Annotated in this window: 8 protein-coding genes and 3 pseudogenes; 9 read left to right on the forward strand and 2 right to left on the reverse strand. The window is 35.8% G+C overall.

Annotation, left to right across the window (positions count from 1 at the left end; all coding sequences use genetic code 11):
* Window positions 1-86: 86 nt before the first annotated feature.
* The 3 genes and pseudogenes from bioA to bioD all read left to right on the forward strand — a co-directional run.
* Window positions 87-1348: pseudogene (gene bioA, locus ACVIJU_RS09945) on the forward strand (adenosylmethionine--8-amino-7-oxononanoate transaminase).
* 22 nt (window positions 1349-1370) lie between these two features.
* Complete coding sequence (gene bioF / locus ACVIJU_RS09950) at window positions 1371-2543, forward strand: 8-amino-7-oxononanoate synthase (protein ID WP_339192805.1); 1173 nt, start codon at window positions 1371-1373, stop codon at window positions 2541-2543.
* Window positions 2540-2707, forward strand: a pseudogene (gene bioD / locus ACVIJU_RS09955) (ATP-dependent dethiobiotin synthetase BioD); the annotation flags it as partial. The gene bioF and the pseudogene bioD, both read left to right, overlap by 4 nt.
* Window positions 2708-2879: 172 nt before the next feature.
* Here the strand turns inward: bioD and ACVIJU_RS09960 are convergent.
* Window positions 2880-4586, reverse strand: a complete 1707-nt coding sequence (locus tag ACVIJU_RS09960; protein WP_456687936.1) for a sigma 54-interacting transcriptional regulator — start codon at window positions 4584-4586, stop codon at window positions 2880-2882.
* Window positions 4587-5029: 443 nt separating this feature from the next.
* On the opposite strand from ACVIJU_RS09960, the gene ahlS reads away from it, so the two are divergent.
* The 4 genes and pseudogenes from ahlS (at window position 5030) to ACVIJU_RS09980 (ending at window position 9457) form a co-directional block, all read left to right on the forward strand.
* Entirely contained in the window at window positions 5030-5878 is an 849-nt protein-coding gene (gene ahlS, locus ACVIJU_RS09965; protein WP_063389500.1) for an AhlS family quorum-quenching N-acyl homoserine lactonase, read from the forward strand.
* Between the two features lie 111 nt (window positions 5879-5989).
* Window positions 5990-7171 (forward strand): iron-containing alcohol dehydrogenase, encoded by a 1182-nt coding sequence (locus ACVIJU_RS09970; protein WP_063389499.1) that lies wholly within the window; start codon window positions 5990-5992, stop codon window positions 7169-7171.
* Window positions 7172-7667: 496 nt separating this feature from the next.
* Window positions 7668-8047: pseudogene (locus ACVIJU_RS09975) on the forward strand (transposase); the annotation flags it as partial.
* A gap of 576 nt (window positions 8048-8623) precedes the next feature.
* Window positions 8624-9457: a hypothetical protein gene (locus tag ACVIJU_RS09980; protein ID WP_117017599.1), complete on the forward strand. Its 834-nt coding sequence runs from the start codon at window positions 8624-8626 to the stop codon at window positions 9455-9457.
* Window positions 9458-10283: 826 nt separating this feature from the next.
* On the opposite strand, the gene ACVIJU_RS09985 is transcribed toward ACVIJU_RS09980, so the two are convergent.
* Window positions 10284-11430, reverse strand: a protein-coding gene (locus ACVIJU_RS09985; RefSeq protein WP_429652557.1) for an IS3 family transposase whose coding sequence is annotated in 2 segments (ribosomal slippage) — window positions 10284-11160 and window positions 11159-11430 — 1149 coding nt in all. Because the reading frame shifts where the segments join, the coding sequence is not laid out codon by codon here.
* 928 nt (window positions 11431-12358) lie between these two features.
* On the opposite strand from ACVIJU_RS09985, the gene ACVIJU_RS09990 reads away from it, so the two are divergent.
* Window positions 12359-13003, forward strand: coding sequence for an ABC transporter ATP-binding protein (locus ACVIJU_RS09990; protein ID WP_063389494.1), 645 nt, complete (start codon window positions 12359-12361; stop codon window positions 13001-13003).
* Between the two features lie 5 nt (window positions 13004-13008).
* Window positions 13009-13704, forward strand: a complete 696-nt coding sequence (locus ACVIJU_RS09995; protein ID WP_063389493.1) for a hypothetical protein — start codon at window positions 13009-13011, stop codon at window positions 13702-13704.
* Window positions 13705-14712 lie beyond the last annotated feature (1008 nt).

Below are 14712 nucleotides of genomic sequence, written 5' to 3' on the forward strand. Positions count from 1 at the left end.
CCAGTCTTTATTCATTGGGAGGTAGAGAAATGAAACAACAATTAATCGAAAAAAGTAAAAAATATCTATGACTGCCTTTTACACAGATGATGATCATCCTTTAATAATTGAAAGCGGCCAAGGAATGAAAGTTAAAGATATTGAAGGAAAAGAATATATGACGGCTTTTCTTCCGTTTGACTAACGTACATGGTCAATCGTAAAAAAGAACTGGACGAAGCAATTAAAAAAAAGCTCGAAAAAATGGCCACTCCACATTGTTAGGCATGACAAATGTTCCAGCAACAGAGCTTGCGGAGAAGCTCATTCAAATAAGTCCTGAAAAGCTGACGCGTGTTTTTTATTCAGATAGCGGAGCTGAAGCGATGGAAATTGCACTTAAGATGGCGTTTCAATATTGGAAAAATATCAATAAGACAGAGAAACAAAAGTTTATTACAATGCAAAACGGCTATCATGAGGATACGGTCGGCGCCATAAGTGTCGGTTCCATCCAGCTTTATCATCAAGTATATGGGTCATTAATGTTTGAAAATTTTAAGGCACCTATTCCTTACGTTTATCGGTCAAAAAGCGGCGATCCGAAACATTGTCGTGATGAATGCTTAAACATACTTGAACAACTGCTTAAGGAAAAGCATCAGGAAATTGCCGCACTAACAATTGAATCAATGGTCCAAGGAGCGGGTGGGATGATTGTGATGCCTGATGGATTTTTAGCAGGTGTCAGAGAATTATGTACAAAATATGATGTCTTAATGATTGTTGATGAAGTGGCAACGGGTTTTGGCCGTACTGGGAAAATGTTTGCCTGCGAATATGAACATGTCCAGCCTGACTTAATGGCAGTTGGGAAAAGAATTACAGGCGGTTATTTACCAATCGCTGCCACATTGACGACAGAGGAGATCTATAGGGCTTTTTATGATGATTATAACAAGTTCAAAACGTTGTTCCACAGCCATTCCTATACAGGCAACCAGTTAGGATGCGCTGTTGCCATTGAAAATTTACGTTTGTTTGAATCGGAAAAAGTGGTAGAGCAAGTTAGTGAAAAAGCAGCGTATCTTCAACAGCTCCTTCGTGAGTTCAAATCACTTTCTCATGTGGGAGATATCAGACAGCTTGGAATTGAACTTGTTTATTCGAAGGAAACAAAGGAGCCTTTCCCTTCAGAAAAAAGAATAGGCTACCACGTTACGTTAAAAATGAGGGAGCTTGGCATGCTGACGAGACCATTGGGTGACGTCATTGTATTTATCCTCCGCTTGCCAGTACAAAAGAAGAACTTAAAGATATGAAAGATGCAATTGTCACGGGTAACAGAAAAAGAGGTTTTGCTTTTTAAAGACATAATGAGGTGACAAGCGTTGAACTTTAATGGGTGGTTAAACGACCGTTTAGCGAAGACAAAGGAATCCGGCTTGTATCGGACGCTTAGAACAATGAATACTGCACCTAGTCCCGAAATGTACGTAGATGGCCAAAAGTACATAGTATTTTCCTCAAACAACTATCTGGGCTTGGCCAATGATTCACGCTTGATTCTTGCAGCAGAAAAGGCATTGCACGAGTTTGGGGTTGGGAGCAGCGGCTCGAGGCTAACGACAGGCAATACGCAGTGGCATCAAAAGCTTGAAAAAAGATTTGCAGATTTCAAACAGACTGAAAGTGCCTTGCTGTTTTCAAGCGGTTATTTGGCGAATATCGGCGTGCTTACTTCATTGCCTGAAAAAGGTGATGTTATTTTTAGCGATCAATTAAACCATGCGAGTATTATCGATGGATGCCGTCTCTCACAAGCAGATACCGTCATTTATAACCATGTAGATATGGAAGATTTGGAAAAAAAATTAAAAGAAACAAATTCATCACGGCGACGCTTTATTGTCACAGATGGTGTCTTTAGTATGGATGGTACCATTGCGCCTTTAGATAAAATCATGTCACTTGCTCAACGTTATCATACATTTGTCATTGTGGATGACGCACACGCAACAGGAGTTTTAGGAGAAAACGGCAGGGGAACAAGTGAATTTTTTCACGTCTTTCCGGATGTAGTGATTAGCACTTTAAGTAAAGCGGTTGGAACGGAAGGCGGGGTCGTTTCTGGATCGAAGGTTTTCATTGACTTTTTGCGAAATCATGCCAGAACCTTTATCTTTCAAACCGCACTATCACCATCTATTTGTGCAGCTTCATATACAGCATTGGAAATCATCGAACATAGTAAAGAAAAACGACAGCAATTGCTTATAAAAGCAAAACGAATAAAAACTAGTTTACAAGAAATGGGGTACACCGTGAAGGGAGATCATACACCAATTATTCCTGTATTGATCGGAGATGCTCATAAGGCTGTCCTATTTGCAAAAAGATTACAAGAAAAAGGAATATATGCCCCGGCGATTCGACCGCCGACTGTACCTATTGGAGAAAGCAGAATTCGGTTAACGGTGACCGCGGACCATAGCTTAAAGGAGATAGATTATTTGTTGCATGCATTTAAATTAATCGGAAAAGAGTTGAATATGATCAAATGAAAGGTCTTTTTGTAACAGGAACTGATACTGGTGTTGGAAAAACGATAATAGCTTGCGGACTAGCAGCTGTATTAAAAGAGAAGGGAATGGATGTCGGCGTCTTTAAACCGTTTTTAAGCGGTATTTCGCGTGATGATCCAACAAACGATACAAGTCTTTTAAAAGGGAACCTCAAAGTCGAAAATTGACTTATGAGACACCCCATGTAAAAATTCTACTCCTTTAATATAGAGCGTCTGAAAAAAATGAGGACGCTTCTTTTGATTAGGCAACTGCAAATTATTTTTCTCCGGCACAACAGAATAAAATCTTTAGATGAGCAGAAATCGAGATTGTTTATATGTTTGCTTTTTTTGGATCTAAACCCCATCTCTTTAACTTTTTGACTAATGTGGAATGGTCGATGCCGAGTTCTTTTGCCGCAATCCGTAGTGATGGATATTTTTTGATCACATCTTTTACAATTCGCTGTTCAAATTTTTCCACGCGCTGTTTCAGCGTCAAAGCTTCTTCACCGTCTTTTTGATCATGAATGTGCAAAGGAAGATGGTGCGGTTCGATCAATTGAGAGGGAACCGATACGATCATGCTTTCTATTAAATTTTTCAATTCTCGGACGTTTCCAGGCCAATGGTAGCTCGTTAAAGCCTTCTTAGTTTCTTTTGACAATGTTTTATCGACATGGTAAAGCTTGCAAAAGTATGAAAAGAAATGATCAATAAGCGGTGATATATCTTCTTGGCGTTCAGATAAGGGCGGAACAGTTATTTCAACAACATGCAGACGGTAATAAAGATCCTCACGAAATTTTCCTTCTGAAACAAGTTGCTTTAAATCTTTGTTCGTTGCAGAAATAAATCGAATATCAAGCTTAATTGGCTCCCTGCCTCCTATTCGCTGAATTTGCTTTTCTTGCAATACTCGTAATAACTTTACCTGCAAAGAGAGAGGCATTTCTCCTACTTCGTCAAGCATAACGGTTCCGCCGTCCGCCAATTCAAGCAGACCAATTTTCCCCTCTTTATTCGCACCAGTAAATGCACCTTTTTCATAGCCGAATAGTTCAGATTCAAGCAGATGTTCAGGAATGGCCCCGCAATTCACTTTAATAAACGGCTTTTGTTTCCGTTGGCTGTGATGATGGATAAAATTGGCGATCACCTCTTTTCCTGTTCCGGAAGGGCCAGTTAAAAGGACGCTTGTTGGAAAAGGCGCCACTTGTTTTACTTTCTCATAAATGTTTTTCATTTTTTTGCTGTTGCATATAAACATTTGTTCTGATCCGTTCACATGAGCCGAAAAACGGTTTTGGTTTATTTCGGAAATACTTTTTGCTTTTTCTAACTCTTTTCTAAGTTTATTTAATTGTGTGATATCCCTTACGCTCGTCACTACGAGCTCAACGTCTCCTTGATCATTAAATACCGGATTTCCGGTGACAATGACATCTTTTTTGCCTCCTATTTTTTGCATAATGGAAATTTGTCTCTTTTTTTCCAAAACTAAGAGAGATACTGACTGGTCAATATAACCATTCGTCATCAGATCCCGCATATGCCTTCCGACCAGTTCTGTGCGTTCAAAACCTGTAATCTCTTCATATGCGGAATTAACATAGATCGTAATCCCTTCTTGGTCAACAACATAAAGGCCGTCAGTTGAAAACTCGATAATCGCCTCAAGCTGTGTTAGTAGGCTGCGATATTGCTCGATTTCAGTAATATCTTGAATAACACTGATCGCACCGATGCGCTTGCCGTTTTGATACAGAGGAGTCCGGTTTACCATACATTGTCTGTCCGCTAGTATCATTTTTTGACCGATTGAACGATCGCCGCTTTCCACAACCTCCAAAATTTTTGTGTGAGGGACGAGTTCTTGAATATGCTTTCCTTCCCAGTTTCCATTTTCCGCTTGCAATAACTTTTTTGCAGCAGCATTCATCACAACAATGTTTCCTTTTCGATCGACGACAACTACTCCGTTATGCATGCATGAAAAAATATTTTCCCAAGTTAAGGAATTAATAGAGTTTGCTTTGATTATAATCACAACCTTTCATCTGATTGGTGAATTTTTTCAACCGTTGGTGAATAATTTCACCATATATTTTCGATAATTTCGATTATTAATCCTTTTTTATGGTGAAATTTTTCAACAGTTTTTAGTAAAGAAGCTTAAAAATCCCTTTGTTTGTAAGAAGCTTTTTTTGGCATGCATTTTGCATTTAAATTGATGAGCAAAAAATAAGGAGGGGGAAAGTAGAACGAATGATGAATGAATAGAAAAAAAGAATATACTGCCTCTATTCTTTCAGCAGTATTTCTTGTACTGTATAAAGAAAGCGCTTACGGAATTTGGAATATGTTGTGGTAGAAATGGCTGAATGTTGAAACAAAAACAAGAACACATTTTTACATGTCGTCATTTAAGAATTATCTCATGTCTTGATTGACATTTTCTATTTCATTATAGGAGGGTTTTTTATGGCAAACATTATTAAAAAACACCCGAAACTGTATGTAATGGACAACGGCCGAATGAAAATGGACAAAAACTGGATGATTGCGATGCACAATCCAGCAACCATTGACAATCCGAACGCGCAGACTGAGTTTGTCGAATTCCCGATTTATACCGTTTTAATTGACCATCCTGAAGGAAAAATTCTTTTTGACACGGCATGTAATCCAAATTCCATGGGTCCAGCAGGCCGCTGGTCTGAAACGACGCAAAAAACGTTCCCATGGACAGCGAGCGAAGAATGTTACTTGCATAACCGACTTGAGCAATTAAAGGTCAGACCAGAGGATATTAAATTTGTTGTGGCATCTCATCTTCATCTCGATCATGCGGGCTGCTTAGAAATGTTTACAAACGCAACCGTTGTCGTACATGAAGACGAATTTAACGGCACATTACAATCTTATGCCCGCAACCAAAAAGAAGGGGCATACATTTGGGCAGATATTGATGCATGGATAAAAAATAATCTTCAATGGAGGACAATCAATCGGGATGAAGATCATGTTGAACTTGCGGAAGGGGTGAAAGTTTTAAACTTTGGCAGCGGTCATGCTTGGGGAATGCTTGGTCTTCATGTACACCTTCCTGAAACTGGCGGCATCATTCTTGCATCTGATGCGATCTATACGGCAGAAAGCTACGGGCCGCCAATCAAGCCACCTGGAATTATTTATGATTCTCTCGGATATGCGAAAACGGTCGAACGAATTCGCCGGATTGCCAAAGAAACAAATTCCCAAGTATGGTTCGGGCATGATGCAGAACAATTTAAAGGATTCAGAAAATCGACGGAAGGATATTATGAATAAAATTTCCCGGAGTTTATATAGAAGAAATGGGTGGAAACGTCCATTTAGATTTTAAAGAACACAAATGTCGATGCTTTAAGAGAACATTCCAGGGTGTGAAGGAGGAGAGTCATGACACATTCAAAGCTAGTTTTTACACCTTTATGTTATACTGGATGGGGTTCGTTAAGCCAGCTTGTTCCGGAAGTTGAAAAATATCAACCTAAGAAAATTCTTGTTGTGACAGATCCGGTGTTGAATGACATAGGGCTCGTTGACCGCGTCACATCTCCATTACAAGAAAAAGGATACAGCATTGATGTATATACTGACATCGAACCAGAGCCTCCGCTTCAAATCGGAGAAAAGCTTGTCGCCTATACGAGAGAAAACAAATTCGATCTCGTCATAGGTTTAGGCGGAGGAAGCGCAATGGATTTGGCAAAGCTTGCAGCAGTCTTGTCTGTTCATAAAGGAACAGTGGAAAGTTATTTAAATTTAACAGGTACAAATCAAGTAGATAAAAAAGGTCTCCCCAAAATTTTGATACCCACAACTTCCGGAACGGGCTCTGAAGTCACTAATATTTCTGTCTTATCTTTAGAAAGTACGAAAGATGTTGTAACACATGATTATTTGCTCGCTGATGTAGCAATTATTGATCCGGAACTAACTGTCACTGTCCCGCCGAAAGTGACCGCTGCAACGGGGATCGATGCATTGACACATGCAGTGGAAGCATATGTCTCAATCAATGCCAATCCGGTAACAGACGGTCTTGCCCTGCAAGCGATGAGACTGATCAGCCGTTCCATCCGTAAAGCTGTGTTAAACGGAAATGATAAACAGGCGCGGATTGATATGAGTTACGGCAGCTATATTGCCGGATTAGCTTTTTTTAATGCCGGCGTGGCAGGCGTACATGCTTTAGCCTATCCGCTTGGAGGACAATTTCATATTGCCCATGGCGATTCCAATGCAGTTTTATTGCCATATGTGATGGGCTACATCCGAAAAAGCTGCCAAAAAAGAATGGTGGACATATTGAATGCTCTAGGCGAGAATTCAAGCTATTTGTCTGAAAAAGAAGCTTCCTATCAATGTGTCGAGGAACTAAAAAGATTAGTGGCAGATGTCGGAATTCCGACAACTTTGGGAGAATTCGGCATTCCGGAAAGTGCGATCGAAAAATTGACGGAAGACGGGGTGAAACAAAAAAGATTGCTCGCAAGAAGTCCAATGAAGCTTAATAAAGAAGATATCCGAACCATATATCAGTCAGCCTTTCAAGGGATAGTAACGGAACCGTCATAATTGTCGATAACTTGAGTTTTATAATTCACAGTTGAAAGGAAGATAAGGGCCAGATTTTTGATATTATCCCCTTATAGTTAGACAGAAAAAAGAAAGGGATGTCACTGTCTACTAGAAGGGGGTATTTTTATAGGTAAAAATTAAAAAAACATACAGTAAAGAATATAAATTAGATGTTGTGAAGAAATATTTTGATGAGGGAAGGGCAAACCGTGAAATCATGGATCACTTTCACAACTCTGTTTTTGCAAAATAAAAGTGCAGAGAATTACAAAATCCTTACGCAGTGATATACAAGGTGCTTTACATGGAGGGGGAGACATGAAAACCTTTTTTGGTTTTGCCAAAACTGTTGAAGCTGGTGCTTGGCTAAAGAATCATGGCTACAGAGGATCCATGCCAAGCTCTTGATGGATAGATCGCATATATGTATATTTATACAAAATTTGGATATAGATATACTGCAAAACTCTGTATTTTTTTCTTTCAGAAAACAACATGTCAATTAGGAACAAAGCAATGCCGTTCGAAGAAACGTTATCGAGTGGCCATCTTTCGTGACATCCATGGACATGAGATTCGCATTGTAGCCAATGTTTTGACTATCGGCGGAAAAGATCGCCGATATGTATCCAAAACGTTGGACGGTCGAGATCTTTTCGGTGGATCAAGCAGTATCCTATTTGGGACAATAGAAAACGCAGTCTACAATTAGTCGTTTGCATCGTCATTGACTGCGTGCTGTTAAGATGGCTATAGAAGAAGGTGCAAAAGGGGCTTACTTTCATTTCTTTTGAACGTCAACTTCTTTTTGGGCAGCTTCCTCTCAATTGGCAAAATGAACTTCAGACGGCAAGTAGCCCACGTTTTGTCTAATTTCTTTTGGTCGTGTTGTAAAATATTAAAAAAATAAGATATTGACTTCCAAAATATTGATATAGTATTTTTTTAATAAAGTAATAATTTTTTCCTATTATAAGAATTTTTACCATTAAAGTCTATTATTATATTTTAAAGAAAAAATACTAGTGTTAGTTACAGTATTTGGATTATCAACTTGTCAATGATATCCTAGCCGTATGTTTTTATTAACTTTCATCGATTCGGTTTGGTTATTATAAATAGACTTCTAATTACAAGTAATGCTAAAAAGAATATGTCATGCATTGCATGATATATTCTTTTAATATTTATTAAATTTAAATGTATATATTCAATCAATTGAAGAAAAAGTAATTTCAAAAAATCCATCAAATGAAGGATGATAAAAGTCTAATTTTGTTTGTGAAAACTTGATAAGGACTACTTACAAATAGATTCCCTTATCCTTTTTTCTTATATACCGTGCGAATAAAAACTCAGAATGTTTTTTATTAGATAATATGCCGACATGATAAAACACTGACCTTTTTAAGCTGTACCATGCAAGTAGTAAAATATTGAGGTGATGGCATGATTCAATTAATTAAGCTTGAACTTAGTAAGTGTATGAAAAGAATAGAGTTCAAGATAGCATTTATAGCTGTTTTTTGTGCAATATTTTTAGACTACATTATTTTGTGTAAAGAATATTATGGATCGGAATTATCAAAGGTAATGTCTGCTTCAACTGGTACTATTCTTACAAACGTTGTCGCAACACCTTTGTCACCAATAGTAGGGATCTTGCTGCCACTAACCGTAAGTATCATTTATTCTGTGTCATTCCTAGAAGAAAAAAATTGGGGATTAAGTAACTTTATTCATACAAGGGTACACAAAGAAAAATATATTTTAGCTAAAGCTATGTCGATTACTCTAGTAAGCTTTTTTGTAATATTAATACCATTATTAGTAAATGAAATTTTAGCGATTATTGCTTTTCCAATCCAAGGATATAATACATTCGGTTTACCAGATTATAAAAAGTTATCGTATATAGATTCAGGAATTATGTTACATAACTTACAGGTGTATTATCCATATTGCAATATTTTAATATTCATCATAATAAGATCATTATTTGCATCTAGTTTTGCTCTCATGGCATTCGGAGTATCATTTTTTAAAAAAGTTAATAAATATGTAGTCATATTATCCCCTTTTATTATTAATACTTTATTTATGATTTTTACTGATGCGTTATCAAGAATTATATCTGATGAAACTATAGCCAGAGCAGTCGGAACAAATATTTTAGGGACAAATAGCTACGGAAGTTTTATATGGTTACTATTCGTACTATGTGGTTACTTTTTGTTTAGTGTTATTTTAATTAGAAGAGGTATGAAGAATGAAATTTTATAGATTGCGAGGTTATAAACGTTTTGATGAGGATAACTGTAGGGGAGAAGCTTTTTTATTTTACAGTATTCATATTGGCGTTTTTTAACAAAATTTTAGGTTCTATTCATAATGTAGAGGATATGTATATGGCCATAGTTAATAATAAAATTTTTACAATTGTCTATTTTCCGATCTTTTTATATATATTTCTAGACAAGTTTTCAAAAAGATTAAAACCCGAAGTAATTGTCAGGTATCAAAGCATAAAAAATTGGAGTATTTCAAATCTTAAAATCATTGCCGCATTAAGTGTAAGACTTTCTATTACATTTAACGTGATCACATCAATCTTTATGGTAATATGTGACACAAATATTTTGTACAATCAAGATTTTTATATTTTCAATTATATCTCAATAGTTGTACAAAGTGTCGGATGGTGTCTAATTGGTATGCTTTTTATGAATCTCATCTCTATTACAAATAGTATTAAATTAGCGTATGTAATAGAAATAGCATTTTTCTTAGCTATTAGACTCATTATGTCTCCATTATCTTTTATATCGTTAAGAGATTACATAGTTCCCATATGGGATACAATGTTCTTTTATGAATTTAATCGAGAATATATTGTAATGCACCCCTTTGTCAAGACACAAATTGATAATATTTAAGTTATCCATTCTCTCCTTTCGCTATGAATGTGGTGCGTGTGCGATAAAGGCTTGACATGGAGCCTCTACGGGCACGATTTTTTGCGCTGGAGCGATGGACAGATAACATCGCATGGCTAAAACAGCCTATCATGCCCGTCTCTCCATATAAAGCCTCTCATCACGTTCGATGGTTAGGATGCTTGAGCCATCTTAGGTTGCTTGTACACTGTTGCTGGCGTCAAATAGTCCAAGGATTGGTGAGGTCGGTCTGTATTATAGAACGTAACATAGCGTCGAATGCCTTTTCGCAACTCTTTAGGATTCTCGAATTCATTGAGATAGATACATTCATACTTTAAAGCTCTAAAGAATCGTTCCGTACGACTATTGTCTGTTGCTCGTCCTTTGCCATCCATTGATACCTGGATGCCATACTCTTTCAACAGCCCGAGATAGTCAGCGTTTGTAAAATGGCTGCCCTGGTCACTATTGATGATGGCCGGCTTACCATGACGCAATGCCCGCTTCAGACAGTCGATGACAAATCCTTTCTCCAGCGTACTAGATAACTCGTAATCGATCACTTTGCGGCTGAACCAGTCGATGATGGTAAACAGGTACATAAAGCCCCGTCCCATACGAAGGTAGGTGATATCCACTCCCCATACATGGTTCGGACGGGTGATCTCCAATCCACGGAGCAGGTAAGGCCGGCAGTACTTGGCATGTAGCCTCTTACTAAGGTTGGGTTTTGGGTAAATAGCTTGTATACCCATAAGGCGCATGAGACGGCGTACGCGTTTATGATTCACATCAAATCCTTTCTCACGAAGTTTCGCAGTCATGCGCCTGTAGCCAAAGTAGGGATGAGCTGTATAAAGCATATCCATTTCGTGCATGAGCATGATGTTTTCTGAGCTTTCTGTTTGCCCCTTTGATTGGCGATACACGCTAGTACGATGAATACCTAATAACTGTGCCTGACGCTTGATGCTGATCGATGGGTGATTGAATTCGACCATAGCCTTTCGTTCGTCAACAGACTTATTTGAGCCCAGATTTTTTTTTCAGCCAGTCAACTTCAACCGTTAACTGACCTACCAATTTCTCTAAATTTTCTTGTTTGGCCTCATATTCTTTACGGATTTTATCCACTTCGCTTGAGCCTTTTTCAAAGACCATCGAGGATCGTTCTAGAAATTCTGCTTTCCAACGACTGACCATGACTGGGCTTAATTCATATTTGGCGGCTATTTCATTGACGGTTTGCTCTTCACGCAACACCTCAAGAACCACCTTAGCTTTAAATTCTGCGGTATATCGGTTTCTTTTTTTCATGGTATCATTATAACTTATTTATCACGCTCATGTGTCTCACCTTATGGGAGCATTATATATGATCATGATTAAGTATTTATGTATGAATATCATTATTATCATAATATTGTTTGTAATATATAGTCATTTGGTCAAAAAAAGAGATCTTAAAATTGAAAGGTAAAGAGTAGATATTTATGAAGGAATTAATAAAAGGTAATAAAGTTTCTTTAATAATTGTTTTACTGTTTTCTATAATTTTCAATTTCCTAGGTTTATTTTTTCATCATATAAACACAACAAATGATTTAATTAGCTTTACTTACGGATACGTTGATTTATGGCATGTCAATAATGTTTTCAGTATAATTCGTTGGTTGCTTCCGCAATTAATTTTACTTGTATACTTAGGCAATTACATTGAAGTTAGACTTCTTAAAAATGCAACATTAATTTTTACTAGGACAAATAAGAAGATGAAAATTTTATTACAGTTTATTTTACAATTACTGTTCATCATATGTTGCTTTTATTTATTACAATTTATGATTGTAATTATAATTGGTGCTATATTAGGATTGGAGCTAGTTTTAAATATAGAAACAATGTTTATCATAATGAGATTAATTTTATATAGCTTTTTAATTATATTAACTGTGAATAGTAGTTCCATCTTATTCAAATCGATTTACGGGGTATATCTAGTATTAATCATCCAATTAGCAATGCTGTACATATCAAATCTTATATTAAATTGGAATAGTTATTTTTTAGTATATATACCTACAACAAATGCATTAGTATCACTAAATGATAACGGTTTAGGAATAAATAATGACAGCTCAATAGTATATTTGTTGATACTAATATTTATAGTAATTATTATATCTATCAATATATTCAATAAAAAAGAAGTTTTATATTAAATCAATTATATTTGGAGGTCATGATGAGAAATATAAAAGTGAACAATGTTTCAAAAGTAATCAATGGAACAACAATTTTAAAAGATATAAATATTATCTTTGAAGAAGGAAAAATTTATGGCATATATGGACATAATGGTTCAGGTAAAACTATGCTATTTAGAACTTTGAGTGGGTTAATTAAACCAACGTCAGGAACAATTACTATTTTTAATGAAGAATTACATAAGGACATAGACTTTCCAAGAAGTATAGGGGTATTAATTGAAAATCCAAATTTTTGGCCTAACTATACCGGAAAAGAAGTGCTAAAAACTCTTGCAAGTATTAAACGAATTATAGATGATGAAGAGATTATAAGATCTTTGGAGAGAGTTGGGCTTAATCCTAATGATTCACGAACTGTAAAAAAATATTCTTTAGGAATGAGACAAAGATTAGGAATAGCACAAGCAATAATGGAGAAACCAGATATTATTATTTTAGATGAACCGACAAGTGCATTGGACGAAGATGGCATTAATTTAGTATACAAGATTCTTTTGGAAGAAAAAGAGCGAGGAGCTATCGTGATTATATCTAGCCACAATAAATCAGATATTGAGACATTATGTGATTGTAAGATAAAGATACAGGCAGGTAAAATCACTGATATGATAGGAGGATAAAATCTGTGACCATAAAAAAAGTATCATTTATTTTTATCCCCATAATAATGACTATTTTCATGGTAGTAATTGGAATACTAACAAGAAATAGCTATATAAATGATGTAGATGTCAATAAATATTTTAATGATAAAGAATTAAATTATACTATATCTAAATACGAGGAAGATATTACAAAGGTATTTACCAAATTTGAAAGTTTGAAGAATTTGGATGAATTGGAGAAAGAATCACCTATAATTGTTAAAGCAAAAGTAGATTCAAAATCACCTAGAATTAGGTACTATTTAACTACATTGACAACAGTAAAAGTCCTAAATGTATATAAAGGAAAAATTAGCAATGATTTCATCTCCGTTTTTGAACCTATAGATATTATAGATGCGGTGGATTCCGCTGGAACAGTAAATTCTGTTGATGGATATAATTGGATGGATAAAGAAAAAGAATATATATTGTTTCTTAGACCACTTAAAGATTCGCATTATAGTGATGACAGTGTAGTTTATTTGCCAACCACTACAGTGTTAAGCAAATATCAAATAGATGAAAGTAAAGTTTCCCTATTAGATGAAGATAAAATGCTAAATGGCAGCTTAAAATATGCAGATATAAAAAATCAAGAAGTTGTTCTTTATGAAGATCAGTATGTTGACAAATTTAATAACTTTAAGCGTGATGTTTTGAACAAATATAATTAAGGATGGTTCTTCGTTGTTTAAAGTGTATATGTTATATATTGGATAAAGGAGAAACGGTACTGTCAAGAATTTTGTGTAATGTAAGATAGGTAGGGTATCTCTGAAATGGATTTAGAATAGAGAGGGATATTACCTCCACACAGGAGACTGAATATTCAGTCTCCTGTGTGGAAAGGGAGAATTCCCTTATTTTGTTTATTTGCAATATTTGGTTAACAATAACGTTCTTCAAACATTCGTTGAAGGGCTTCATGAGCTTCGGCAAATCCTCGTTACTTTCGCCCTGCCCATTTCTCATTAAAATCTTGAACAGTCAAATACACGACTTTTTCCGCGGCTTCTAAACTGCTCAAACTGTTCATCGGCTTTAGGTGCTTCGTTTGTTTGGAAACGCGATCTATTGGTTCAAAGTGCTCCTTCGTTTCTTTCGTATGTTTTTTTATTGCTTACAAAATCATTTCCACTCATTTTGGACATAGATGTGCCTTTTCTTTTATATTCATCGTAACATACTCCAGAAATTTTAACGTAGATCACATTAAACTTTTTAAAATCAACATTTGAATGGTCTTAAATGGAAGTTTAAAAAATTGTTTGGAATAATATGTTATTTTAATTCCAAAAAAAACTTCTTTTCTCCAATCCTATGTTTATTTGTCAGAGAAAAGAGCTGCTCATACTTCAAAAAATATTTGTATCTTTTTCTGTTTTTTTGTCGGAATTTTCTATTTATCATCTTGATTTCTCCTCCTCATTTCGCTTTAATAAAAATGTATCCATCATTTTCCTGAAACATTTTTTGAAACATATGTAAAATAATACCTTAATTTGAAAATTATTTAAAAAATCTAAATAAATGTCCGTTTATTAAAAACGAAAGCGAGGGGAGATTGTGCAGTTGAACGATAGGCAATCGGTCAGGTTGTAACCGCTTTACCGATGTAAAGTGTGAAAATTCTAAATTATCGAAAAGGAATTAGATACGGCAAGATGATCCGTTTGATTTAT

The sequence above is a fragment of the Aeribacillus sp. SP014 genome (assembly GCF_054055575.1).